The sequence below is a fragment of the uncultured Flavonifractor sp. genome (genome assembly GCF_944383115.1).
GTDB lineage: Bacteria > Bacillota > Clostridia > Oscillospirales > Oscillospiraceae > Flavonifractor.
On the sequence record NZ_CALWOJ010000020.1, the window covers coordinates 1 to 23800 of the forward strand.

A 23800-nucleotide genomic window follows, 5' to 3' on the forward strand; every position below is an offset into this window, starting at 1 on the left:
CGGGAGCATAGCTCAGCTGGGAGAGCGCATGCCTTACAAGCATGATGTCACAGGTTCGAGCCCTGTTGTTCCCACCATGGGTATGACGCCCAACACCAGATGGCGCGGTAGTTCAGTTGGTTAGAACGCCGGCCTGTCACGCCGGAGGTCGAGGGTTCAAGTCCCTTCCGCGTCGCCATTTTTCTTTTGATGCGGGTGGCTGAAGTTCATCCGAAGGATGAGGCAAAGGCCCCTTCCGCGTCGCCATTTTTTCTTTCGATGTGGGCGGCTGAAGCTCATCCGAAGGATGAGGCAAAAGCCCCTTCCCGCATCGTGATTTGCCTCTGTAGCTCAGTTGGTAGAGCAGGGGACTGAAAATCCCCGTGTCGCTGGTTCGATTCCGGCCGGAGGCACCATTCTCCGGTGGATACCGCAGGGTATCCACCGGGGGAACTTCTAAATGCATGTGGGGCCGCATAGAATGGCTCCAGGCATGCAGGTGTAGCTCATCTGGTAGAGCGCCACCTTGCCAAGGTGGAGGTAGCGAGTTCGAGCCTCGTCACCTGCTCCAAAATGATAAAAGGAAGGTCCTCCCTTCCTTTTATCCATATGGCGACATAGCCAAGTGGTAAGGCAGAGCTCTGCAAAAGCTCCACCCCCAGTTCGAATCTGGGTGTCGCCTCCAGAAAAGAAACACCAGCCGTTGGCTGGTGTTTCTTTTTGTTCAGGCCATAAAACGACCGAGGGGACCCGCCAGACAGCGGGTCCCCTCGGACTCTATACGGTTCTCCCCAACCGGAGTAGAGATCAGATCACGCACCACGCACACAGGCCTGGAGCGCTTTCCAAGGGCTCCCCTTCCAGTAGGTGCGCATGACATTTACCGACATGCCCTGCCCCATCAGTTCGTAACCATTGTGCTTCCGATCCATCACCATCATGTTGTTCTTCTTCATGGAAATCGCTCCTTTCTGTGTTCTTGTGGGGTTGCCTTCTTTCTGATGTTAGTATACAATAAGATTGGCTATGAATCAAACGAATCTTTTTCATGTATTTTATGATGAAATGGAATGGTTGGCGTGAGTACGATTAAATATCAAGTTCTCCTGAAAACCGTGGAGTTGGGCGGGATCACCAAAGCCGCCGAGGCGCTGGGCTACACCCAGTCGGCGGCCAGCCGGATGATTGCCGCGCTGGAGCAGGAGTGGGGTATGGAGTTGCTGGTCCGTGGGCGGGGCGGTGTATATCTCAGCACAGCAGGTACCTCTCTACTCCCCTATCTGCGTGCCGCCTGCAACGCCCAGAAGGAACTGGAGGAACAAGTTGCCCATCTGCACGGCCTGACTCAGGGCACTCTGAGGGTGGGCAGCTTCGCCAGCGTATCCATACACTGGCTGCCTCCTATTATGAAGATCTTCCTCCAGCGTTATCCTGGTATCCGTTTTGAACTGGTGAGCAAATGGGAATTTGCCGAGGTGGAAGACCTGATCCGTCAGGGGCAGGTGGACTGCGGTTTTCTCGGCCTGCCCACCGGCGAGGGTCTGGAGGTCTTTCCCCTGCGTCGGGACCAGTTCATGGCAGTACTGCCCCCCGACCACCCTCTGGCCAACGCCCCCTTCTACCCTATGGAGCGCCTGGCCCAGGACCCCTTTATCTGGATCCCCGAGGACCGGGATGTGGAGATCGGTCAGATCTTCCAGGAGGAGGGCATCCACCCCAACCTCCGATATACGGTCAACGATGATTTTGCCATTCTAGCGATGGTGGAACAGGGACTGGGCGTCAGCATACGGCCTGAACTGGTACTCCAGGACACCGGTCGTTCCTTCTCCGCCATTCCCCTGGAGCGGCCTCGTTACCGTGACATCGCCCTGTCTGTACGGTGGGGCAAGCCCCTCTCTCCCCTCACCGCCCGTTTCCTGGAAGTGGTCAGGCAGTGGGTGGCTGGGAATAATGTCAGATCCGAATGAAAAAACCTTTTACATCAACCAAAAAATATAGTATAATTTCTCCGTTACGGGAATACCGCAGCGAATCCAACTATAGTAGGAGTGTTGTTCTATGAGCCGGATGGTCGGCACCGTATCTATGGGTATCCGCGCCCCCATTATCCGCAGCGGGGATGACCTGGCCGAAATCGTTACCGGATCAGTTCTGGAGGCGGTAAAAGACGGGGCGTTCTCCGTACGCGACCGCGACGTGGTCGCCATGACCGAGGCCATTGTGGCCCGCGCCCAGGGCAATTATGCCTCGGTGGACGATATTGCCGCCGATGTGAAAGCCAAACTGGGCGGCGAGACCATTGGCGTCATCTTCCCCATCCTCAGCCGCAACCGTTTTGCCATCTGCCTGCGGGGCATTGCCAAGGGTGCCAAGAAGATCGTACTGATGCTGTCCTATCCCTCCGACGAGGTAGGCAACCACCTGATCGACGAGGATCTGCTGGACGAGAAGGGCGTAGACCCCTATAAGGACGTTCTCTCTCTGGAACAGTACCGGGAGCTGTTCGGCTACACCGTACACCCCTTTACCGGCGTAGATTATGTGGATTATTACTCCAACCTGATCCGGGAATGCGGCGCCGAGGTGGAGGTTATTTTTGCCAACGACGCCCGGGCCATCCTCTCCTATACCAAAAATGTGCTGGCATGCGATATTCACACCCGCGCCCGCACCAAGCGCCGCCTGCTGGCTGCCGGCGCCGAAAAAGTGTTCTGCCTGGACGAGATCATGACTGCTCCCATCAATGGCAGCGGCTATAACGAGACGTACGGCCTGCTGGGTTCCAACAAGTCCACCGAGGATAAGGTGAAGCTCTTCCCCCGTCCCTGCCAGGATCTGGTGGAGGAGATCCAGGCCCGGCTGCTGAAGGCCACCGGCAAGCACGTGGAGGTCATGGTCTACGGCGACGGCGCCTTTAAGGACCCCGTGGGCAAGATTTGGGAGCTGGCCGACCCGGTGGTCTCCCCCGCCTACACTGCCGGTCTGGAAGGCACGCCCAACGAGCTGAAGCTGAAGTACCTGGCCGACAACGACTTTGCCGCTCTGTCCGGCGAGGCCCTGCGGGACGCCATCAAGAGTGAAATCAAGAAGAAGGACGGCTCTCTGGTGGGCAAGATGGCCGCTCAGGGTACTACCCCCCGCCGCCTGACCGATCTGATCGGCTCTCTGTGCGATCTCACCTCCGGTTCCGGCGACAAGGGTACTCCTATCGTCTATATCCAGGGCTACTTCGACAACTACACCACTGAATAACACCATCAGTAAAGGCGCCGGTCCAGCTGGACCGGCGCCCTTTTCCTGACAATATTATATCGCTTTGCTCATAAGGACAGCAGCCTGACTGCCCGCCTCTGTACGGTATGCGTCGGGCAGCAGGCCGCAGCGCACAAATCCGCAGGTCTCGTAGAGCGCGATTGCCCGGACGTTGTCCGCCATGACCGACAATTCCATCCGCTGGTAGCCCATATGGGCCCCCTCCCGGCACAGCGCCTCCACCAGGAATGTCCCCGCGCCCAGTCCCCACCAGCGACGGCGGACGGACAGCCCCAGTTCTGCCCGATGACGGCACTTGCGGCTGGCTGCGGCCGGCCCAATCCCGCCCAAGCCAATGAGTCGTTCCTCCACAAAGCAGGCCAGCATCAAGCGGGTGGGGCTGGCAAGCTGCCCTTTCAAAAAAGCCTGTTCCTCCCGCAGCGTCCCCGCCAATTCTTCCGGCAAAAACGCGGTATAGGGGCTCTCCGCCGCTACCCGGCGCAAATGGCGCAGTACCGCCTCGCCATCCTCCGGCCCGGGGCTGCGCAGCAGACACCGGCTTCCGTCTGAAAGGATCACACTGGTCTCCATGCCCCGCATTTATTTCGCCTCCCAGCCCCGCCAGGCAGCCAGCCGCTTCCAGATCAGCCAGGCCAACCAGCCGCAGAACAGGCCCACCGCCATCCCGGCCAGCACGTCGGTTGGGAAATGGACTCCCACATAGAGGCGGGAAAAGCCCATCAGCGCCGCCATGACCACGCCGGTCACCTTCATCCAGCGGCGGGGCAGGGTGCGCCACCATGCAGATGCCGCTGCAAAGGCGGCGCAGGTATGGCCCGAGGGGAAGGAGTTGGGGTCGTGTTCCGCCACCAGAGGGATCAGGCCCTCCACCACCAGCCAGGGCCGGGTGCGGCCCACCAGGTGCTTGAGAATCACATTGGTACACAGCAATCCCAGCAGCATGGCAATCAGGCTGACAAAGCCTGCCTTTCGTGTTTTGGGAAAGCAGAGCAGCAGCGCCGAAAGCACGATCCACAAGATCCCGGCGTTGCCCAGCTGGGTGTATAGAATCAAAACGGGGTCCAGTATGGCGCAGCGCAGCACCTCCTGTATCCAGAGCAGGATACCGCCGTCCACATGCAGCAGCCATTGGGGCATTCTAACTTCCTCCTGTTGAAAAAGGACGGCGGTATAATAACCGCCGCCCCCTTATTGTAACCTGATGAATTATTCGGTAATCTCAGTCCACGTACAGTCCAGGACCACGCCGTTGAGTTCAAATTTATCGGTCTTGAGGATATGGCTCTTGCCTACCCGCACTTCCTGGGTGCCGATCTCAGTGGTGATGGGGTTAGCCACATTGCACTCCACAGTGAAGGTCAGATCCAGCAGGCCCTTGTCGGCGGTAAAGGCTACCGTATCACCCGAGGTATTCACGGTCACATTGTCGGCATGAGGCGTTGCTTCCACGCCGGTGACCTGACCGTCCAGCAGTTCGCCGGAGGCCATCAGGGTGGAGGGGATATAGTTGGCCTTAATGCTCTCATAAACTGCCGGCTGAACGTTCTCCACCAGCACAGTATACTCCACGTGATGCTTGACGGCGCTGCCACCCGCGACGCTGCTGCCGCCCGGCTTGAGGAACTTCATGCCCAAAACCACCGCCGCAATAATGACCACCAGGATCACCAGCAGATCCACGATGTTGATTTTGCCAAACAGTCTTCCCTTTTCATCTATCATCTTTTTGCAGCCTCCGAGGTTGTAAATTCGTGTCGCGCTTGGTACAATGGTACCGGGTTATTGTATCATAGATCCCCATCAAGACACAAGTACTTTCTTTGGAGGTTTTGATTCCATGAAGGTCATGCACCTCATCTCCGGCGGTGACAGCGGCGGAGCAAAGACCCACGTCCATTCCCTGCTCAAAAATCTGGCCCGCACCATCGACGTCACGATGGTGTGTTTTATGGAAGGTCCCTTCGCTCAGGAGGCCCGGGAACTGGGCATCCCCACCGTGGTGCTGCCCGGCCACAATCTGTGGAAGGTCCGCAATACTCTGAAAAAGATGATCGTGGAGGGGGGCTATCAGATCCTCCACTGCCACGGCGCCCGGGGCAATCTGATGGGCGCCATGCTGCGCCGCGCCACCGGGCTGCCGGTGGTCACCACCGTCCACTCCGACTACCGGCTGGACTACCTGGGCCGTCCCTTCTCCCGGCTGACCTACGGTACCATCAACACTGTGGCCCTGCGGAAGCTGGATTACCGCATCGGCGTATCCGACGCCATGACCGATCTGCTCATTTCCCGGGGCTTTGATCCGGACAAGCTGTTCACCATCTATAACGGCATCGACTTCACGCCCCGCACACCCGCGCTTTCCCGGGCGGAATACTGGAAGAGCGTGGGTCTGGATGCAGACGAGGATTCTGTGGTGGTAGGTATCGCCGCCCGCCTGAACCCGGTGAAGGACATCGCCACGCTGATCCGGGGCTTTGCCCTGGCACATGAGACCTGTCCCAATCTGCGTCTGCTCATTGCAGGCGACGGCGAACAGATGGAGATGCTCAAGGAACTGGCCGGCCAGCTGGGGGTAGCCAAGCAGGTCTGTTTTGCCGGTTGGGTCACCGATACCGACAGCTTCTATAACGCGCTGGATATCAACACCCTTACCTCCCTGTCCGAGACCTTCCCCTACTCTCTCACCGAGGGGGCGCGGGCCGGTCTGCCCACCGTGGCCAGCCGGGTGGGCGGCGTACCCTACCTCATTGAACACGGTATTCACGGCTTTCTCTTTGAGGCGGGCGACGCCCAGGCCCTCTCCCGCCATCTGGAGGCGCTGGCGAAGGACCCGGAACTGCGCCGTCACATGGGGCAGCGGCTCTACCAGCGTGCCAAAGAGGACTACTCCCTGGAGAGTACCCTCCAGCGGCAGCTCACCATCTACGAGACCATTCTCCGCCGCCAGGACAGAAAGGCCGGCCGACGGGACGGCGCGCTGGTATGCGGCGCCTACGGCCGGGGCAACGCCGGTGACGACGCCATCCTGGAGGCCATTGTCACCGAGCTGCGGCAGGCTGATCCCGACCTGCCCATCTGGGTTCTCTCCCGCAGTCCGGAAGAGACCCGCCGCACCTATCGGGTCAATTCCATCTACACCTTCGCCTTCCCCAAATTCCTGTGGCGGATGAGAAAGACCAGGCTGTATATCAACGGCGGCGGTTCCCTCATGCAGGACGTGACCAGCCACCGCTCCCTGTGGTTCTATCTCTTCACCATCTCCTGGGCCAAAAAGCTGGGCAACAAGGTCATGATGTACGGCTGCGGCATCGGCCCCATTCACTCCCCCGCCAATCGCCGCCGGGCCTCTAAGGTCCTCCAGAAAAGCGTGGACGCCATCACCCTCCGGGACACCCATTCCAAGGAGGAGCTGGCCGATATGGGCGTGACCCGGCCGGAGATCATCCTCTCCGCCGACCCCACGGTGATCCTGCCCGCCGCTCCCGCCCCCGTTGTGGACGGTCTGTTGGAGAGCCAGGGCATCGACCCCCACGGCAAGTATATCGGCTTTGCGCTGCGCCCCTGGCCGGGGTACGAATCCAAGGCTTCCATTTTTGCCGCCGCCGCCGACTATGCCTATGAGAAGTACGGCCTCACCCCCGTGTTCCTGCCCATTGAGCGCCGCCTGGATGTGGAGGCCTCGCGGATCGCCGCCAGCTATATGAAGGCGCCCCATCACATTCTGACCCATACCGGCAGTTCCGACCGCACCATCGGCCTGTTTGCCCGGATGCAGGCGGTCATCTCCATGCGGCTCCACGCCCTGGTCTTTGCCGCCGGACAAGGGGTCCCGCTGGTGGGCGTGGTGTACGACCAGAAGATCAGCTCCTTCCTCTCCTATATCGGCCAGGACCTCTACACCGATCTGGACAAGGTGACGGTGGAATCCCTGTGCGGATATATCGACGCCGTCTGCGCCCGTATCGGCGATACCGCCTTCCTCTCCGGCGGCGTGGACAGGCTGCGCCAGGTGGAGGAACGGAATCAGGAAACTGCACGCCGCCTTTTGAAGGAGTCATCCCAGTGAAACAGATCCTATGTCTCTCCTCCCAGCCCTGGACCGCCATTCCCACCCGTACCCAGCAGCTCATGACCCGGCTGAAGGACGCCAAAGTGCTTTTTCTGGAACCGCCTGCCCGGAATTATCGCAACCCCGGCCGCAAAGTGCGGCCAGGCCTGACGGTTTACACTCTCCCCCCTGCGCCGGAGGCTGTGGAAGATCAGCGGCTGCTCCGGTTCCTGCGGGACCGGCGGCTGACCCGCTATATCCTCAAGCTGATGGACGTCCACCGCTTCCGAGAACCGCTGCTCTGGTGTACCGCGCCGGAGCAGGTCCATCTGCTGGACGCCATTCCCTATCAGGGCCTGGTCTACGACTGCGCCCAGGACTGGCTGGACACCCCGCCCGAGTGGGAGAGCGATCTGGCACTGGCCGCAGACGTGGTATTTGCCGCTTCCGACGGGCTGGTGGACCATCTCTCTCCGTGCAGCGACAACATTGCGCTGCTTCCCAATGGGGTCAGCTATCCCATGTTTTCCCGTCCCAGCAACGAGTGCCCCGCCCCCCTGTCCGATCTGACCGGCCCGGTGGCCGGCTTTGTGGGCACCATCTGGGAGGACCTGGATCTGGCTCCGGCCATCCAGGCCGCCCGGGCCATGCCCCAGTGTACCTTTGTCTTCGTAGGCAAGCGGGAACACAACGCTCAGCTGCGCACCCTGGAATCCCTGCCCAATGTGCGCCTGGTGGGCTGCCAGCTCCCGGTGGATATCCCCGACTACCTGGCCCGCTTCGACGTATGCCTTCATCTGCTGCGCCGCTCCGATTACGGCGGGGATGTGGTACCCTGCCGGATCTACGAGTATCTCTCCTCCGGAAAACCCATCGTAGCTATGGTCTATCCCGACCATGTGGAGCATTTCCCCGATGTGATCTACGCCGCCCACACCGCCGGCGAGTTTGTTCGTCTGTGTCTTCGCGCCCTGGAGGAACCGGAAGGCTGGCCTGCCCAGCGCCGGCGGGAACACGGGGCCGCCGCCGCCTGGTCCAACCGGGCCAGGCAGGTGGTTCAGATCCTCTCTGCCAACGGTTTATATTGAACTCCCATTTACGGGCGGCCGTTCCGGCCGCCCGATCTCTGTCTCACACCTGATAAGGAGGCTTATCATGATCCCCTACTCTGCCGTGATCTTCGACCTGGACGGCACGCTGCTGGACACCCTCCAGGATCTGGCCGACAGCGCCAACTATGCCCTGGCGCTCCACCATCTGCCCCCTCGTTCCCTGGATGAAATACGCCGCTTCGTGGGCAACGGGGTGGGGCTGCTCATCCACCGGGCGGTGCCGGCGGGCACCTCTGATGAGGTGGAAGCCCGGTGCTTAGCCGACTTCCGGGCCCACTACCTGCTGAATATGGAGAACCGCACCGCCCCCTACGCCGGGGTGCTGGAGCTGCTGGACGGTCTGAACCAAGCTGGTATCAAAGTGGCTGTGGTGTCCAACAAATTTGACGGCGCGGTCAAGGGCCTGTGCGAAACTTACTTCGGTAGCCGGGTACGGGTGGCCATCGGGGAGTCCCGGGGCGTGGCCCGCAAGCCCGCCCCCGACACGGTATTCCGCGCTTTAAAGGAGTTGGACGCCCAGCCCGGCCAGGCAGTCTATGTGGGCGACTCGGAGGTGGACATCGAGACCGCCCGCAACGCGGGCCTGCCCTGCCTTTCCGTCAGCTGGGGATTCCGGGACGAGGCATTCCTTACCCGCAGCGGCGCCCAGCGTATTGTCTCCTCTCCCGCCCACCTTCTGGAGCTGCTCACCGGCAGGGCAATGTGACCAATCCGCCTGGCTTCGGAGGCCCTTTTGTGATCACAACAGAAAATTTGCAGAAAAAGAAGGGTTTTTCCCAGCCTGCGGCGTATAAAGAAGCAAGGTTGAAATTTGCCGAGAGGCTGGTGAGTATTGATGCAACTGCGCGCACAGACGGAGGCCGCCGAGGCGGCGCTGCTCTCCCCTTACGCCTGTCTGTCCTCCCAGTCCCGTGGGCGAATGGTTCCGCTGGAGCCCTGTCCGACCCGGACCTGTTTCCAGCGGGATATCGACCGGATCGTCCACTCCAAGGCCTTCCGCCGTCTCAAGCATAAGACCCAGGTCTTTCTGGAGCCGGAGGGGGACCACTACCGCACCCGCATGACCCACACCATCGAGGTCAGCCGTATCGCCCGCACCATCGCACGGGGTCTGCGTCTCAATGAAGATCTGGCGGAGGCTGCGGCCTACGGCCACGATCTGGGCCACACCCCCTTCGGCCACGCCGGGGAACGGGTCCTCAACGAGATCATGCCCGGCGGCTTTGCCCACAACGAGCAATCCCTGCGGGTGGTGGACCGGCTGGAGCGGGACGGCGAGGGTCTCAACCTGACTTACGAGGTGCGCCGCGGCATCCTCTGCCACACCGGCCCTGACCAGGCCGAAACTCTGGAGGGCAGACTGCTGCGGCTGGCCGACAAAATCGCGTACATCAACCACGATATCGACGACGCCATGCGGGGCAAGATCATCTATCCTATGGATATCCCCCTCTCCGTATCCCAGGTGCTGGGCTTTACCCACTCCGAACGGATCAACACCCTGACGGTGGATATCATTACCCAGAGCGCAGGTAAAAACGATATCGTTCAGTCTCCCGCCTGTCGGGACGCCATGAACGAACTGCGGGAATTTATGTTCGAGTATGTGTATCGTAACCCGGTGGCCAAAGGGGAGGAAGGCAAAGCCCAGGACATGATCCGCCGCCTGTTCGAGTATTATGTGAAGGCCCCGGACAAGCTGCCGCCGGAGTATCAGGACATCCGGGTGGGCGAAGGCGTGGAGCGGGCCGTATGCGATTACATCTCCGGCATGACCGATAAATATGCCGTGGAGCAGTTTGGCGAGGCCTTTATTCCAAAATCCTGGAGCGTAAAGTAAGCATCCTTTACCCAACCGGGTATGAAGATGGAATTGGTTGGAAAAGATAGTCGGAAGGAGGACGTTTGTGGCTATCCCAGAACAATTTATTGACGATCTGGTGGCCCGCAGCGATATTGCCGACGTGGTCTCCTCCTATGTCCATCTGACCCGGAAAGGAAGCAACCTGTGGGGGCTGTGCCCCTTCCACAATGAAAAGACACCCTCGTTTTCCGTCTCGCCGGACAAGCAGATCTATCACTGCTTCGGCTGCGGCAAGGGTGGGGGCGTCATCTCCTTCGTGATGGAGATGGAGAACCTGCCCTTTGTGGACGCGGTGAAGCTGCTGGCCAAACGGGCGGGGCTGGAGGTACCGGAAAGTGGCGAAAACGAGGCCTACCGCAAAAAGCGGGTCCGGCTGCTGGAGTTGTCAAAGGACGCCGCTCGTTTTTACCATGACTATCTCACCGGCCCCGGCGGCCAGCGAGTACGGGATTACATTGCTCAGCGGCAGATCTCCCCCCGCACTGCCACCCGGTTTGGGCTGGGCGCCGCTCCCGATCAATGGGACGCCCTTACCAAAGCAATGACCGCCAAGGGCTATACCAAAATGGACCTGATAGACGCGGGACTGGCGGTAGCAGGCAAAAACGGCGGCATCTACGACAAATTCCGCGCCAGGCTCATGCTTCCTGTCATCGACGTACGAGGCGAAGTGGTGGGCTTTACCAGCCGCATTCTGCCCGGCGAGGAGGGTGCAAAGTACCTGAACACCCCGGAAACCACCCTGTTTAAAAAGGGGCGGCTCATTTATGCCCTGAATTTTGCCAAAAATACCAAGCGGCCCAACCTGGTGCTGGTGGAGGGCAACATCGACGTGATCACCCTCCATCAGGCCGGATTTGACAACGTGGTTGCCACGATGGGCACCGCCCTCACCGAGGAACACGCCCGCATCCTGGCCCGCTACACCAAGGAACTGGTGCTGTGCTACGACAACGACGCCGCCGGCAAGCAGTCCACCGACCGGGTACTCAATATCCTGAAACACGCCGACCTGTCCGTCCGGGTGCTTCAGCTGCCTAACGCCTATGACGCCGAGGGCAAGCCCGTCAAACAGGACCCGGACGACTTCATTAAAAAATTTGGCCCGGCCGCTTTTGAGAAGTGTCTCAACGGCAGCGCCGGCCAGAACGACTACCGACTGGACAGTCTCCAGGCCAGGCACGATCTGTCCGATGAGGAGGGGCGGCTGGCCTATCTGAAAGAAGCGGTGGCTACCGTGGCCGCCCTGCAAAGCCCCATCGAGCGGGAGATCTACGGCAACAAGGCGGCGGCCGCCGCTGGCATTTCAGCCGCCGCTATGGCCCAGGAAGTGGCCCGCTACCGCAAGGACAAAACATGGCAGGCCAGAAGGGCCCAGGCCAAAAAGGACCTGTCCCCCGCCACTCAGCTCCAACCCAAAGTCCGGCAGCTGCGCTATGACAACATTCGTTCCGCCCGGGCGGAGGAAGGGGTGATCCGGCTGCTGTTTTTGGAGCCCGCCCTTCTGGAGCAAACCGGCGGACTGCTTCCGGAGCAATTCTCCTCTCCCCTGCTGGGCCGCATCTATGCGCTGCTCCGGCAGCGGCACAGCCAGGGTCTGAGCCTTCAGCCCGGAACGCTGGCAGGAGATCTGACGGCGGAGGAAATGGGGCACCTGACCGGCATTTTGGAACAGCCGGAATCCCGTTCCAACAGCAGCCAGGCGCTGCACGATTACTTAGAGATCATCGAAACTGAGTCCGCCAAACGGGGCGGAACCGGGCTTGACCCCCTGATGGCGGCCCGGGATAAATTCAGAGAGAAAAAATCATATGGAGGACAACCGCATGAGTGAAAAGAAAGCCGCCGACAAGAAAGAGCTGATCCCCACCCCGGAGGACCAGGCCAAGATCACCCGCGAAAACGCAAAAAAGATGGAGCAGGGCAAGATCGAGGTCATGAAGGTCGTAGAGGGCGTTCAGGGCGCGGAAAAGCTGGCGGAGCTGATCGAGCGGGGCAAGAAAAACGGCAAGCTCTCCTCCAGCGAACTGATGGACGTGCTGGAAAACCTGGATCTGGAAAGCGAGCAGATGGATCGGATCTACGATACCCTGGAGAATCTGGGGATCGACACCGTGGGCGACGACTATCTGCCTGAGCTGGCCGACGACGTCGTTCCCCCCCTGGAAGAACTCAACGAGATCGAAGATCTGCCCGAAGAGGAGATCGTGGACCCCAATACCCTGGTGGACTCCTTCGGCATCGACGATCCGGTGCGGATGTATCTGAAGGAGATCGGCAAGGTCAATCTGCTCACCCCCGACGAGGAGATCCAACTTGCTCAGGATATGGGGGCCGGAGACGCCGCCAAGGAGCAGTTGGAAGAGCTGGAGCGCGCCAAGCAGGCCGGCGAGGAATCCATGCTGTCCGAAGAGGATATCAAGGAACTCAACCGTCTGGTCAAGCGGGGCGAAGCCGCCAAGCAGCGCCTTGCCGAGGCCAACCTCCGTCTGGTGGTATCCATCGCCAAGCGATATGTAGGCCGTGGGATGCTCTTCCTGGATCTGATTCAGGAGGGTAACCTGGGCCTGATCAAGGCTGTGGAAAAATTCGACTACACCAAGGGCTACAAGTTCTCCACCTACGCCACCTGGTGGATCCGGCAGGCCATTACCCGGGCTATTGCCGATCAGGCCCGCACCATCCGCATCCCCGTCCATATGGTGGAGACCATCAACAAGGTCATCCGGGTCTCCCGCCAGCTGCTCCAGGAGCTGGGCCACGATCCCACCCCCGAGGAGATCTCCGCCGAGATGAACATGCCGGTAGACAAGGTCCGGGAGATCCTGAAGATCGCCCAGGAGCCTGTCTCCCTTGAGACTCCCATCGGCGAGGAGGAGGACTCCCACCTGGGCGACTTTATCCCCGACGAGGATGCCTCCGAGCCCTCTGAGGCCGCCTCCTTCACCCTGCTGAAAGAGCAGCTGGTATCGGTGCTGGGTACTCTCACCGAGCGGGAGGAAAAGGTCCTCAAGCTGCGTTTCGGCATTGAGGACGGCCGCACCCGCACACTGGAAGAGGTGGGTAAGGAATTCAAAGTCACCCGGGAGCGCATCCGTCAGATCGAGGCCAAGGCTCTCCGTAAACTGCGGCATCCCAGCCGCTCCAAGAAGCTGAAGGACTTTCTCAATTAAAAAACGCGTGAATCGGCAAGCAGATTCCAATGATAGGCGCTTCTCTTGCATTTCAGGCGGAGAACTGGTAAGATAAAAGCACTTTATAGGAAACGGTGGGTGAATCCATGACAGCCTTTCTCTCGTTGGGCATTCTCTTTATGCTCCTGGGGCTGGTCTTTTTGATCGTCCCCTTTGAAAAACTGAAAGTGGTTTTTCGGCGCATGCGTTCCAATACAACAACCAAGATTGGCGGCGGCTTCCTTTTTATTACAGGAGTTGTCACCATTATCCTGGGTTTTTTCCAGTGATCCACAACAGCCGGCAGGATTCCCTGCCGGCTGTTCTTTTTGTCCGCATGATCGTTCTTGCGTGTTTTTGACTCCAAATTCAAATTGTGCCTGGATTCTCTTTCTTCTACCCCAGGTTCTTTGGTCATACCCTCCAAAATTTGGCCTTTCATTTTGTAGGATTGCTTGATTGATTTTGATTGACTTTGATTGGTCGTGGTGCTATATTGGTGTCACAAGAAGAAGCGATCAAATTCAATCAAGGTCGAAAGGAGGTATCCCTATGCTGGCAGAGCAACGTTTCGAGGCCATACTGCGGGAGCTGTCTGACAATCGGGCGGCCAGCGTATCCCGGCTGTGCCAGCTTACCGGTGCGTCGGAAGCCACCATACGGCGGGATCTGAACATCCTGTCACGACAAGGAAAGTTAAGCAAAGTACATGGCGGGGCGGTACTCTCCGGCGGCGCCTTTCAGGGCGAGGAACCGGACGTGGGCACCAAGGCTCTGCTCCACCAGGACGAGAAGGAACGCATCGCCCACTATGCCGCCGGGCTGATCGACGACGACGACGTAGTCTATCTGGACGCCGGCACCACCACTGTACGGATGGTGGAGTACTTAAAAGGGTCCGGTGCTACCTTTGTCACCAACGGTGTCGCCTGCGCCCAGCGGCTGATGGAGTTGGGACTGCGGGGCTATGTGCTGGGCGGCTTCCTGAAACCCGGCACCTGGGCGGTGGTAGGCACCGGCGCGTTGGAGGAGTTGGGTAAATACAATTTTACCAAAGCCTTCTTAGGCATCAATGGGATCACCATCCGGCAGGGCTTCACCACGCCCGACCCGGAAGAGGCCGCCATCAAAACCAAAGCCGCCGAGCAGGCATATCTCACCTTCGTGCTGGCGGACAGCAGTAAGTTTGAACTGGTGTCCGCCGTCACAGTACTGCCGCTGGAGAAGGCCACCATTATTACAGAGCATCTGCCCGATCCCGGTTACTTGGAACACACCGTAATTAAGGAGGTATCTGAATGATCTACACAGTCACCTTCAATCCCGCGCTGGACTATGTGGTATGGATGGACCAGCTGCGTCCCGGCCAGATCAACCGCACCGCCAGCGAAGAGATCCAGTGCGGCGGCAAGGGTATCAACGTATCCACCGTACTGACCGCCTTGGGCGTGGAAAATATCGCCCTTGGTTTTCTGGCCGGCTTTACGGGGCGGGCGCTGGAAGAGGGGTTGCGCAGTCAGGGCATCCGCACCGACTTTATCTGGCTTCCCGAAGGCCTCACCCGCATCAACGTCAAGGTCAAAGGCGGGGCTGAAACAGAGATCAACGGGCAGGGTCCCGCCGTCGGGCCGGTGGCGCTGCGGGCACTCCAGGACAAACTGAACCGACTGGAAGCCGGCGATTTCCTGGTGATTTCCGGCTCCGTCCCCGCCGCTCTGTCCCACGACGTCTATGAGCAGATCCTGGCCAGGCTGGAGGATCGGGGCATTCAGTTCGTGGTGGACACCACCCGGGATCTGCTGTGCAGCGCCCTTCCCTACCATCCCTTCCTCATCAAGCCCAACAGTCTGGAGCTGGGCGAATTGTTTGGCCGCACTCTGGAAAACGACGAGGACACCCGCGCCTGTGCAATGGAACTGCAGGCCAAAGGCGCCCGCAACGTACTGGTCTCTATGGCAGGCAACGGCTCCCTCCTGCTGGATGAGCGGGGCGGCTGCCACCGGTTGGGAGTACCCAAGGGCACCGTCCGCAACTCGGTGGGCGCCGGTGACTCGATGGTGGCCGGCTTCCTGGCCGGCTGGCTGGAAACCGGCGATTACGCCTACGCCCAGCGTCTGGGCGCCGCCGCCGGCTCCGCCACCGCTTTTTCCGAAGGTCTGGCGACCAAGGAACAAGTTATGGCGTTGCTCCACACCTTTTAAACCAGAAAGGAGTTTATCACCATGCGTATCGTCGATCTGCTGAGCCCGGCGAAAATCGCGCTGGGCGCTTCCGCCGCCGATAAGGAAGGCGCCATTGATCTGCTGGTGGATCTGCAAAACAAGAGCGGCTGTCTCACCGACCGGGAGACCTACAAGCAGGCCATCCTGGCCCGGGAATCCCAGACCAGCACCGCCATTGAAATGGGGATTGCCGTACCCCATGCCAAAAGCGATTGCGTCACCTCCCCCAGTCTGGCCGCTTGTATTTTGAAAGAGGGCGTGGACTATGGCGCTATGGACGGCCAGCCCTCCGACCTCTTTTTCATGATCGCCGCCCCCATGAACGGAGATCTGCATCTGGAGATTCTCTCCCACCTGATGGTTCTGCTGATGGACTTTAACTTTGTCAGCGAGCTGCGGGCCGCCTCCGACGCCCAGTCCTTCATGGCGGTCATTGACAAATATGAGTCCGCCAAGTTCCCCGAGGAGACCCCCGCAGAAACGCCCGCACCTGTTGTTGAGAGCCCCGCCGCCGGCCCCCGTATCCTGGCGGTCACCGCCTGCCCCACCGGTATCGCCCACACTTACATGGCTGCCGAAGCTCTGGAGAAAAAGGGCAAGGAGATCGGTATCCCCGTCAAGGCCGAGACTCAGGGCTCCGGCGGCGCCAAAAATATCCTGACCCAGGCGGAGATTGACGCCTGCGACGGTATCATCATTGCCGCCGACAAGGAAGTGGATCTGGCCCGGTTTGACGGCAAACATGTACTGCGGGTGCCCGTCTCCGACGGCATCCACAAGCCGGAAGAGCTGATCCGTCAAGCCCCCAACGCCCCCATCTATCATCACGCCGGCCAGGTGGTTCAGGAGACCTCCAATGAAAGCATCGGTCGCAAGCTGTACAAGCAGCTGATGAACGGAGTCAGCCATATGCTGCCCTTCGTCATTGGCGGCGGCATTCTCATTGCTCTGGCCTTCCTGCTGGACGACGCCTCCATTGACTACGCCAATTTCGGTACCAACACTCCCATCGCCGCCTGGTTCAAGAACATCGGCGGCGTGGCCTTCAACTTCATGCTGCCTATCCTGGCCGGCTACATCGCCATGTCCATTGCCGACCGGCCCGGCCTGATGGTGGGCTTCGTGGGCGGCGCGCTTGCCGTATCCGGCGCCACCTTCCTCTCCCCCTCCGGCACTTCCGTCTCCGCAGGCTTCCTGGGCGCTCTGATCGCCGGTTTTGCCGGCGGCTACCTGATGCTGGGTATGCGGAAGGTATGCGACAAGCTGCCACGGGCGCTGGAAGGTCTCAAGCCCATTCTGATCTATCCCGTGGTAGGCCTTTTGATCATAGGCCTGTTCATGTGCCTTATCAACCCCATTGTGGGCGCTATCAACACCGCCCTGTACTCCGGGCTGGAAGCGATGGGCGAGGGCAGCAAGATCGTCCTCGGCATCGTGCTGGCCGGCATGATGGCGGTGGATATGGGCGGTCCCTTCAACAAGGCTGCCTATGTATTCGGCACCTCCACTCTGGCCACAATGGCCGCCGGGCAGGGTTCCGACATCATGGCCGCCGTCATGATCGGCGGTATGGTCCCCCCTATTGCCATTGCCCTGGCCACCACCTTCTTCCGCAGCCGCTTCACCGAGGAGGAGCGCAAATCCGGCGTGGTCAACTACATCATGGGTCTGTGCTTCATTACTGAGGGGGCCATTCCCTTTGCCGCCGGCGATCCGCTCCGTGTCCTGCCCGCCTGCATCGTGGGCTCCGGCGTGGCCGGCGCTCTGTCCATGGCCTTTGGCTGCGCCCTTCCTGCCCCTCACGGCGGCATCTTCGTCTTCCCCGTCATGACCAATGTGCTGGGCTATGTCATTGCCCTGGTGGTGGGGTCCCTGGTGGGTATGCTCCTGCTGGGCCTGCTGAAGAAGAAAAAAGTTTAATAGATCCATCATATACAATACGGAAAGGAAGTATCACTATGGTTACCGCAAAAACGAAGATCGTCAATCCTCAGGGCATGCATATGCGCCCCGCTCAGCTCTTTGTCAACACGATGGCCAAGTATAACAGCGACGTCACCATTCTCTTCAACGGCAAGGAGATCAACGCCAAGAGCATCATGCATCTCATGGCCGCCTGCATCAAGCAGGGCAGCGAGATCGAAATCCAGTGCTGCGGCGAGCAGGAGACCGATGCTCTGAAAGCCGCCGTGGAACTGGTGGAATCCGGTCTGGGCGAGTGATCGCCTGGATCACCAGACAGACAAACAGGGGGAACCGTTATGATCTTACGAGGTATCGCCGCTTCGGATGGGATCGGCATCGGCAAGGCCGTCTGCGTCCGGGAACAGAACCTGGACTATTCCGCCGTCAAATACGGCGGCAAAGAGGTGGAGAAAGACCGGCTTCAATCCGCCATCAGCCAGTTCAATGAAAAAACCGCCGCTATGGCGGAACACATCCGCACCCAGGTGGGCCAGAAGGAGTCCGAGATCCTTACCGGCCAGATCATGATGCTGGGCGACCCCTTCATGCAGAGCCAAATGGGCGACGCTATCGAGGCCGGCCAATGCGCCGAGGCCGCAGTAGATCAGATCTGTACCATGTACGCCGACATGTTTGCCGGGGTAGACGACGAGCTGATGCGCCAGCGCGCCACCGATGTGCAGGACATCCGCAGCCGGATGCTGGCTATCTTGCTGGGTGTGGACAGCGTGGATGTCAGCCGTCTGCCCGCCGGCAGCGTGCTGGTGGCTCGCGACCTGACACCCTCCATGACGGTGGGACTGGACAAGGAACATGTGGCTGCCATTCTCACCGAGGTAGGAGGCCGCACCAGCCACTCCGCCATTCTGGCCCGGGCGCTGGAACTGCCCGCCGTACTCAGCGTCCCCCGGGTCATGGAGCAGCTGAAGGACGGTGACGGGGTGATCGTGGACGGCAGCGAAGGAATCGCGCTGATCAATCCCGACCAGCGCACCTTGGCCGAGTATTTGAACAAGCAGGAGGCGTTCCGGCAGCAGAAGGCGCTGCTGGCCGTTTATCGGGACCGGGAGACGGTAGACGCCGAGGGCAACCGCTACGCGTTGTATGCCAACATCGGCTCCGCGGCCGAGGCGGAGGCGGCAGCCGCCTCCGGCGCGGAAGGCATCGGCCTGTTCCGCACGGAATTTCTGTTTATGGATCGTACCAGCGTCCCCACCGAGACCGAGCAGTATGAGGCATACCTGGCTGTCTCCCGCATGATGGCAGGCAAGGAGGTCATCATCCGTACCCTGGATGTGGGCGGCGACAAAGCGGTGGACTATCTGGGAATGGCCCGCGAGGACAACCCCTTCCTGGGCCATCGGGCCATCCGCTACTGCCTGGACAACCCCAACCTGTACAAGGTCCAGCTCCGCGCCCTGCTGCGGGCGGGCGCAGAGGAGAAAAACATCAAAATCATGCTGCCTCTGGTTACCTCTCTGGAAGAGATCCGGGGCGCCCGGGCTTTGCTGGAGACCTGCAAGGCGGAGCTGGAAGCCGAGGGTCTACCCTATCACAAAGAGATTCCCCTGGGCATCATGGTAGAGACCCCCGCCGCTGCCCTGATCGCCGACCTGTTGGCACGGGAGTGTGATTTCTTCTCCATCGGCACCAATGATTTGACCCAGTATACGATGGCAGTGGACCGTGGCAACGCCCAGGTTGAGAATTTGTACACCACCTTCCACCCCGCCGTACTCCGCTCCATCCGCAACGTCATCACTGCCGCCAAAGAGGCGGGTATCCCGGTGGGCATGTGCGGAGAGGCCGCCGCAGACCCCAAACTCATTCCCCTTCTGATGACCTGGGGCCTGGACGAGTTTTCTGTCAGCGCCTCCGCCGTCCTGTCCACCCGCGCCCAGATCAGCCGCTGGCATTCCGGCCAGGCAGCCCAGGTAACCCAGGAGGCGATGGGCCTGTCTACCGCCGCCGGTGTGGAGGGCTATCTCAAATCCGCCGTTCAGTGCTGAACCATATCAAGCAAACAGGCCCTCCGGCAATGCCGGAGGGCCTTTCTATTACGATTCTATGTTGGATCAGTAACCCTGAGGAGTCTGGCCCTTCACCAGCTTCACGATGGCGGAGGTGCCCAGGCGGTCGGTGCCAAGGTTGATAAAGTCCTCGGCGTCCTGAAGGGTACGAATACCCCCGGCAGCCTTGATCCGCACCTCGGGTCCGACGTTGGCCTTGAACAGGGCCACGTCCTCCCGGGTGGCGCCACCGGTGGAGAATCCGGTGGAGGTCTTGATATAGTCAGCGCCAGCCTCGGTGACGATCTGGCACATCTTCACCTTTTCCTCCTGGGTCAGCAGGCAGGCCTCAATGATGACTTTCAGGATACGGCCCTGACAGGATCGCTTGATGGTCTTGATCTCCTCCAGCAGGTCATTCCACCGCTGATCCTTTACCCAGCCGATGTTGATGACCATGTCGATCTCGTCGGCGCCGTTGCGGATGGCGTCCTCTGTCTCAAACACCTTGACAGCGGTAGTAGAGTAGCCGTTGGGGAACCCGATCACGGTGCAGATCTTCAGGTCGTTGCCCACATAGTCGGCAGCCTGCTTCACATAGCCGGCAGGAATACACACCGATGCGCACTCATACTTCATCCCGTCGTCGCACACAGCCTTGATCTGCTCCCAGGTGGATTCGGGTTTGAGCAGCGTATGGTCACAGCGGGCCAGAATCTCCTTTACATCCATGTCAAATCGTCCTTTCTCAGGTGGATTTACTTCACTTCGATCAGCTCATAAGCGCGGGTGCCCACGCCGATCTTTTCACAGTGGGCCAGGCATACCTTCCAATCTGTATTGGGCATGCTGTTGATAAAATGATCGTGATGGTCGCAGAACCCCGGGCGGTGCATCTCCTCATCCAGCGCGGAGCCGGGGATGGGGGGCTGCTTCAGACAGGCGTCGGCGCAGGCCTGATCCAGAGCCACCGGATCAAAGGAGGCAAACATGCCCACATCAGGCAGAATGGGCAGATCGTTTTCCCCATGGCAGTCACAGTAGGGAGACACATCGATAACCAAATTGATATGGAACTGAGGCCGGCCGTCCACCACTGCTTTGGCATACTCGGCCATGCGGCAGCTCAATTCTTCCATGGCCGCATCATAGCCTGTATGAATGGCGTCCACATTACATACCGCAATGCAGCGCCCGCAGCCCACACATTTTTCCAGATCGATGGACGCCTTTCGATCCTCCCCATAAGAAATCGCATTATGCGCGCACTGGGTGGAACACTTACCGCAGCCCACGCACAGCTTCTGCTCCACCACCGGCTTGCCCTGGGCGTGCTGCTCCATTTTGCCGCGGCGGGATCCGCACCCCATACCCAGATTCTTAATGGCGCCGCCAAAGCCGGTCTGCTCGTGGCCCTTGAAATGGGACAGGGATATGATCACGTCGGCCTCCATGATGGCTTTGCCGATCTTAGCCGTTGCAATATGCTCCGCGCCGGCCACTGGAACTTCCACGTCGTCATTCCCTCTCAACCCATCGCCAATGATGATCTGGCAGCCGGTAGACAGCGGCGAGAACCCGTTTTCATAAGCGGCGTCCAGATGCTCCAAGGCGTTTTTGCGCCGCCCGGGATAGAGCGTATTACAATCAGTAAGGAACGGCACACCGCCCATCGCCTTCACCACATCGGCTACTGTTTTGGCATAATTGGGCCGCAGGAAAGCCAGATTGCCCGGCTCTCCAAAGTGCATCTTGATCGCTACCAGTTTATGCGCAAAGTCAATCTCGCCAATCCCGGCAGTCCGCATCAATTTTTCCAATTTATCCAGCAGATTTTTGCCGGGCCGGCAGCGCAGGTCAGAGTAATATACCTTTGCCTGTTCCATAAATTGAGCTTTCCCCCTAGTTTACACTGTAATGTTTATGCTTTCTTATTTTATACCGGATTCTTCATAACCGCAAGTGCTTTTACCGGCAAAGCACCTCTTCGCTTCTTTCCTTGCATTGGTTCCTGCGTTATCCTTCAAATCCGGCCCATATCGGTGTTATGTCACCGAAAACCCACCAGTTTTTTTATGGCATATTATTCCGTGTGGACATCTATGTGGATATGTGGACAATACTTCTCCAAAATTGAGCCGTTTTTGTGGAAAAATCGGTGGACGATGTGAATAACCATCTGTAGACTTCATTATCACTTGCTTTTATGTAAAGCAAGTGACTTTTTCAACGTGTCAAAATCTTTCCCTTACGAGCCATTTATCCCTATTTTTGTCACTTTTCATTTTCCTGTTTTTGTATTTTATAGGCTGTATCAAAAAATCGACGAAATTCTACACGTCTTTTTTTGCATCACGCCCTTCAATTCCCTTTCTTATACATATAGTATTGGATCCTCCGCAAACACTCCAACAGGAGCGGGCCGTTCAAAATGTCCCTCCCCACCGGCAGCTCGGCACTATTGTGCCGATTTATTCTTGACAATCCGTCCCACGGCCTCTATAATATTCATCAGCCTCTGGCAGCGTTTCTCCGTTGCTGTTGCGCTTAATTTTATCCGGGTGTGGCGAAGCTTGGTATCGCGCTTGGTTCGGGTCCAAGAGGCCGTGGGTTCGAATCCCGCCACTCGGACCAAGAAAGTCCTGAAACGTAAGTTTCCGGGCTTTCTTTTTCTATCATAATAAAGAGGTGAATCTGGATGGAACAGATCTGTATCCGCCCCATGGAAGAAGCACAGGCCGCCGCTGTTTCAGCCCTCATTGGCCGCGTGCTGTTGGAGGTCAATATCCGGGACTATCCTCGGGAGGCCCTGATGGAATTTGTGGACTACTACAGCCCCGAACGGGTGGCCTCCATCCCCAAATCCGGCGGCCACAGCTACGTTGCCATGCTGGGAGACGAGCTGCTGGCCTGTGGTTCTGTGGTCCCTGTGGCTGACCGTCCGGGAGAATGTATCATTCAGGCGCTTTTCGTGCGGCCGGATTGGGAAGGCCGGGGTGTGGGCCGGCAGTTGGTGGAGACCCTGGAAGCAGATCCACTGTTCCGAGCCGCCCGCAGAGTCGCGGTCTCCGCTTCCCTGACCTCTCATGAATTCTATCTGAAACTGGGCTATCGCTACCAGGACGGGATCAAGGTCTGCGAGGATAACGACCACTATTGGATGGAAAAATTCAACACGTCCCTTTAAGCAAAGCGATTCCCTCGCATATCACTTCTTACCTTAATATAGCATCTCATCTGCTACAGCAGTGCCAGGCCGTTGATCAGCAGCTTAAACTGCAATCCCAGGTACTCCGCGGCCCGGCGGCAGAGGAGCATCCGCTCCAGAAAGATCTCAAAGTAATCCATGACCGCGCAAAACTGCGTATTGATGGTCAGGGTGAGGGTAATTGTATTTCCCTCTTGATCCAACGCCAGATCAGATCGCTCTGCGGCATAGTTCACTCTGTCATGGATATCGAAGTTCTGGTGTTCTTTGTTGCGCACCCGGCTGCGCCTTACATCCGTTTTATCCGCCAAAATGAGCGCCGCGGCCACCGGATTGACCGGAAAGGCCGTGGAGTCGTCGTGGTGTCCAATGGCAGTAATGACCGCTGCCACGTCAGCCGGCTCCATTCCCATCTTGTCCAGAATGCGAAACGCCATGACCGCACCGGTCTGGGCGTGATCGTGCCGGTTGACCACATTGCCGATGTCGTGCATAAAGCCGGCAATCCGGGCCAGCTCTTGCTGGTGGGCATTGTAGCCCAACTGTTGTAGAATATCCGCCGCCACTTCCGCACAGCGGGTAACATGAGCAAAGCTATGTTCTGTATAACCCAACGCCTGCAAAGACTGGTCGGCCTGTGTGATGTAAGTGCGGATCTCCTCCGACTTCCGCACCGCTTCATAATCAACATGCACAGGTATTCCGCTCCTTTCTGTTGTCCGTTTTCATCTATCATGATAGCCAAGCTGCCGCCATTTTACAAGCAGGCAGGCAAGATTTTATTTCCCTCCCTCTGCAAAAAAAGCGTTGACAAACCGGGGCCCGTATGCTACTATATTCTGGCTGACGTACTTAACTACGTCGGTACCCATGCGGGTGTAGTTCAATGGTAGAATCCCAGCCTTCCAAGCTGGTCGCGTGGGTTCGATTCCCATCACCCG

General features: G+C 59.0%; 22 protein-coding genes and 6 tRNA genes. 20 read left to right on the forward strand and 8 right to left on the reverse strand.

Annotated features, from left to right (window positions below; all coding sequences use genetic code 11):
- The first annotated feature begins 1 nt into the window (after window position 1).
- The 5 genes from Q0K43_RS03990 (at window position 2) to Q0K43_RS04010 (ending at window position 664) form a co-directional block, all read left to right on the forward strand.
- Window positions 2-77, forward strand: a tRNA-Val gene (locus Q0K43_RS03990).
- Between the two features lie 24 nt (window positions 78-101).
- A tRNA-Asp gene (locus Q0K43_RS03995) sits at window positions 102-178 on the forward strand.
- Between the two features lie 141 nt (window positions 179-319).
- Window positions 320-395 (forward strand) — tRNA-Phe (locus Q0K43_RS04000).
- A gap of 79 nt (window positions 396-474) precedes the next feature.
- Window positions 475-550, forward strand: a tRNA-Gly gene (locus Q0K43_RS04005).
- 40 nt (window positions 551-590) lie between these two features.
- A tRNA-Cys gene (locus tag Q0K43_RS04010) sits at window positions 591-664 on the forward strand.
- A 127-nt stretch (window positions 665-791) separates the two neighbouring features.
- On the opposite strand, the gene Q0K43_RS04015 is transcribed toward Q0K43_RS04010, so the two are convergent.
- Window positions 792-935, reverse strand: coding sequence for a hypothetical protein (locus tag Q0K43_RS04015; RefSeq protein ID WP_297289278.1), 144 nt, complete (start codon window positions 933-935; stop codon window positions 792-794).
- 114 nt (window positions 936-1049) lie between these two features.
- On the opposite strand from Q0K43_RS04015, the gene Q0K43_RS04020 reads away from it, so the two are divergent.
- On the forward strand, window positions 1050-1949 hold the full coding sequence (locus Q0K43_RS04020; protein ID WP_297289279.1) for a LysR family transcriptional regulator: 900 nt from the start codon (window positions 1050-1052) through the stop codon (window positions 1947-1949).
- Between the two features lie 91 nt (window positions 1950-2040).
- Window positions 2041-3234, forward strand: coding sequence for a coenzyme F420-0:L-glutamate ligase (locus Q0K43_RS04025; protein ID WP_297289280.1), 1194 nt, complete (start codon window positions 2041-2043; stop codon window positions 3232-3234).
- A 54-nt stretch (window positions 3235-3288) separates the two neighbouring features.
- Here Q0K43_RS04025 and Q0K43_RS04030 read toward each other — a convergent pair whose 3' ends face one another.
- The 3 genes from Q0K43_RS04030 to Q0K43_RS04040 form a co-directional block, all read right to left on the reverse strand.
- A complete protein-coding gene (locus Q0K43_RS04030) occupies window positions 3289-3834 on the reverse strand; it encodes a GNAT family N-acetyltransferase (protein WP_297289281.1) in 546 nt (181 codons plus the stop codon).
- A complete protein-coding gene (locus tag Q0K43_RS04035; protein ID WP_297289282.1) occupies window positions 3835-4392 on the reverse strand; it encodes a phosphatase PAP2 family protein in 558 nt (185 codons plus the stop codon).
- Between the two features lie 69 nt (window positions 4393-4461).
- Window positions 4462-4977 (reverse strand): DUF4330 domain-containing protein, encoded by a 516-nt coding sequence (locus Q0K43_RS04040; protein ID WP_297289283.1) that lies wholly within the window; start codon window positions 4975-4977, stop codon window positions 4462-4464.
- Window positions 4978-5092: 115 nt separating this feature from the next.
- On the opposite strand from Q0K43_RS04040, the gene csaB reads away from it, so the two are divergent.
- The 6 genes from csaB to rpoD all read left to right on the forward strand — a co-directional run bounded on the left by csaB (window position 5093) and on the right by rpoD (window position 13455).
- A complete protein-coding gene (csaB, locus tag Q0K43_RS04045) occupies window positions 5093-7324 on the forward strand; it encodes a polysaccharide pyruvyl transferase CsaB (protein WP_297289284.1) in 2232 nt (743 codons plus the stop codon).
- Window positions 7321-8394 carry a glycosyltransferase gene (locus tag Q0K43_RS04050; RefSeq protein ID WP_297289285.1) on the forward strand — a complete coding sequence of 358 codons (1074 nt, stop codon included), beginning with the start codon at window positions 7321-7323 and terminating at the stop codon, window positions 8392-8394. Before csaB ends, Q0K43_RS04050 begins: the two co-directional genes overlap by 4 nt.
- 67 nt (window positions 8395-8461) lie before the next feature.
- Window positions 8462-9124 (forward strand): HAD family hydrolase, encoded by a 663-nt coding sequence (locus Q0K43_RS04055; protein ID WP_297289286.1) that lies wholly within the window; start codon window positions 8462-8464, stop codon window positions 9122-9124.
- A 129-nt stretch (window positions 9125-9253) separates the two neighbouring features.
- A complete protein-coding gene (locus tag Q0K43_RS04060; protein WP_297289287.1) occupies window positions 9254-10258 on the forward strand; it encodes a deoxyguanosinetriphosphate triphosphohydrolase in 1005 nt (334 codons plus the stop codon).
- Between the two features lie 67 nt (window positions 10259-10325).
- The gene (gene dnaG / locus Q0K43_RS04065; RefSeq protein ID WP_297289288.1) at window positions 10326-12116 is read left to right on the forward strand and encodes a DNA primase; all 1791 of its coding nucleotides are present in this window, start codon (window positions 10326-10328) and stop codon (window positions 12114-12116) included.
- Entirely contained in the window at window positions 12109-13455 is a 1347-nt protein-coding gene (gene rpoD / locus Q0K43_RS04070) for an RNA polymerase sigma factor RpoD (RefSeq protein ID WP_366086137.1), read from the forward strand. Before dnaG ends, rpoD begins: the two co-directional genes overlap by 8 nt.
- Before the next feature lie 52 nt (window positions 13456-13507).
- On the opposite strand, the gene Q0K43_RS04075 is transcribed toward rpoD, so the two are convergent.
- Window positions 13508-13873 carry a hypothetical protein gene (locus tag Q0K43_RS04075; RefSeq protein ID WP_297289289.1) on the reverse strand — a complete coding sequence of 122 codons (366 nt, stop codon included), beginning with the start codon at window positions 13871-13873 and terminating at the stop codon, window positions 13508-13510.
- Between the two features lie 134 nt (window positions 13874-14007).
- Between Q0K43_RS04075 and Q0K43_RS04080 the strand changes: the two genes are divergently transcribed.
- Genes Q0K43_RS04080 through ptsP form a run of 5 tightly spaced genes read left to right on the forward strand, consistent with a single transcriptional unit; the run spans window position 14008 to window position 19651 of the window.
- Entirely contained in the window at window positions 14008-14757 is a 750-nt protein-coding gene (locus Q0K43_RS04080; RefSeq protein WP_297289290.1) for a DeoR/GlpR family DNA-binding transcription regulator, read from the forward strand.
- Window positions 14754-15656, forward strand: coding sequence for a 1-phosphofructokinase (gene pfkB / locus Q0K43_RS04085; protein ID WP_297289291.1), 903 nt, complete (start codon window positions 14754-14756; stop codon window positions 15654-15656). Before Q0K43_RS04080 ends, pfkB begins: the two co-directional genes overlap by 4 nt.
- 21 nt (window positions 15657-15677) lie before the next feature.
- Window positions 15678-17597 carry a PTS fructose transporter subunit IIABC gene (locus tag Q0K43_RS04090; protein WP_297289292.1) on the forward strand — a complete coding sequence of 640 codons (1920 nt, stop codon included), beginning with the start codon at window positions 15678-15680 and terminating at the stop codon, window positions 17595-17597.
- Window positions 17598-17635: 38 nt separating this feature from the next.
- Window positions 17636-17899: an HPr family phosphocarrier protein gene (locus tag Q0K43_RS04095; protein WP_297289293.1), complete on the forward strand. Its 264-nt coding sequence runs from the start codon at window positions 17636-17638 to the stop codon at window positions 17897-17899.
- 39 nt (window positions 17900-17938) lie between these two features.
- The gene (ptsP, locus tag Q0K43_RS04100; protein WP_297289294.1) at window positions 17939-19651 is read left to right on the forward strand and encodes a phosphoenolpyruvate--protein phosphotransferase; all 1713 of its coding nucleotides are present in this window, start codon (window positions 17939-17941) and stop codon (window positions 19649-19651) included.
- A 66-nt stretch (window positions 19652-19717) separates the two neighbouring features.
- Here the strand turns inward: ptsP and deoC are convergent, their stop codons facing one another.
- The gene (gene deoC / locus Q0K43_RS04105) at window positions 19718-20383 is read right to left on the reverse strand and encodes a deoxyribose-phosphate aldolase (RefSeq protein WP_297289295.1); all 666 of its coding nucleotides are present in this window, start codon (window positions 20381-20383) and stop codon (window positions 19718-19720) included.
- Between the two features lie 26 nt (window positions 20384-20409).
- A complete protein-coding gene (locus tag Q0K43_RS04110; RefSeq protein ID WP_297289296.1) occupies window positions 20410-21537 on the reverse strand; it encodes a DUF362 domain-containing protein in 1128 nt (375 codons plus the stop codon).
- Window positions 21538-22208: 671 nt separating this feature from the next.
- Here Q0K43_RS04110 and Q0K43_RS04115 point away from each other — a divergent pair.
- Window positions 22209-22285: transfer RNA gene (locus tag Q0K43_RS04115), tRNA-Pro, on the forward strand.
- A 64-nt stretch (window positions 22286-22349) separates the two neighbouring features.
- Window positions 22350-22838 carry a GNAT family N-acetyltransferase gene (locus Q0K43_RS04120; protein ID WP_297289297.1) on the forward strand — a complete coding sequence of 163 codons (489 nt, stop codon included), beginning with the start codon at window positions 22350-22352 and terminating at the stop codon, window positions 22836-22838.
- Window positions 22839-22891: 53 nt separating this feature from the next.
- Here the strand turns inward: Q0K43_RS04120 and Q0K43_RS04125 are convergent, their stop codons facing one another.
- Window positions 22892-23554: an HD domain-containing protein gene (locus Q0K43_RS04125; RefSeq protein WP_297289298.1), complete on the reverse strand. Its 663-nt coding sequence runs from the start codon at window positions 23552-23554 to the stop codon at window positions 22892-22894.
- Window positions 23555-23800: the final 246 nt, after the last annotated feature.

Bases quoted from the DNA above. Each gene is read 5' to 3' on its own strand.
- Q0K43_RS04015 (WP_297289278.1), bottom strand. From the start codon at position 935: ATGAAGAAGAACAACATGATGGTGATGGATCGGAAGCACAATGGTTAC.
- Q0K43_RS04020 (WP_297289279.1), top strand. From the start codon at position 1,050: ATGGTTGGCGTGAGTACGATTAAATATCAAGTTCTCCTGAAAACCGTG.
- Q0K43_RS04025 (WP_297289280.1), top strand. From the start codon at position 2,041: ATGAGCCGGATGGTCGGCACCGTATCTATGGGTATCCGCGCCCCCATT.
- Q0K43_RS04030 (WP_297289281.1), bottom strand. From the start codon at position 3,834: ATGCGGGGCATGGAGACCAGTGTGATCCTTTCAGACGGAAGCCGGTGT.
- Q0K43_RS04035 (WP_297289282.1), bottom strand. From the start codon at position 4,392: ATGCCCCAATGGCTGCTGCATGTGGACGGCGGTATCCTGCTCTGGATA.
- Q0K43_RS04040 (WP_297289283.1), bottom strand. From the start codon at position 4,977: ATGATAGATGAAAAGGGAAGACTGTTTGGCAAAATCAACATCGTGGAT.
- csaB (WP_297289284.1), top strand. From the start codon at position 5,093: ATGAAGGTCATGCACCTCATCTCCGGCGGTGACAGCGGCGGAGCAAAG.
- Q0K43_RS04055 (WP_297289286.1), top strand. From the start codon at position 8,462: ATGATCCCCTACTCTGCCGTGATCTTCGACCTGGACGGCACGCTGCTG.
- Q0K43_RS04060 (WP_297289287.1), top strand. From the start codon at position 9,254: ATGCAACTGCGCGCACAGACGGAGGCCGCCGAGGCGGCGCTGCTCTCC.
- rpoD (WP_366086137.1), top strand. From the start codon at position 12,109: ATGAGTGAAAAGAAAGCCGCCGACAAGAAAGAGCTGATCCCCACCCCG.
- Q0K43_RS04075 (WP_297289289.1), bottom strand. From the start codon at position 13,873: ATGACCAAAGAACCTGGGGTAGAAGAAAGAGAATCCAGGCACAATTTG.
- Q0K43_RS04080 (WP_297289290.1), top strand. From the start codon at position 14,008: ATGCTGGCAGAGCAACGTTTCGAGGCCATACTGCGGGAGCTGTCTGAC.
- pfkB (WP_297289291.1), top strand. From the start codon at position 14,754: ATGATCTACACAGTCACCTTCAATCCCGCGCTGGACTATGTGGTATGG.
- Q0K43_RS04090 (WP_297289292.1), top strand. From the start codon at position 15,678: ATGCGTATCGTCGATCTGCTGAGCCCGGCGAAAATCGCGCTGGGCGCT.
- Q0K43_RS04095 (WP_297289293.1), top strand. From the start codon at position 17,636: ATGGTTACCGCAAAAACGAAGATCGTCAATCCTCAGGGCATGCATATG.
- ptsP (WP_297289294.1), top strand. From the start codon at position 17,939: ATGATCTTACGAGGTATCGCCGCTTCGGATGGGATCGGCATCGGCAAG.
- deoC (WP_297289295.1), bottom strand. From the start codon at position 20,383: ATGGATGTAAAGGAGATTCTGGCCCGCTGTGACCATACGCTGCTCAAA.
- Q0K43_RS04110 (WP_297289296.1), bottom strand. From the start codon at position 21,537: ATGGAACAGGCAAAGGTATATTACTCTGACCTGCGCTGCCGGCCCGGC.
- Q0K43_RS04120 (WP_297289297.1), top strand. From the start codon at position 22,350: ATGGAACAGATCTGTATCCGCCCCATGGAAGAAGCACAGGCCGCCGCT.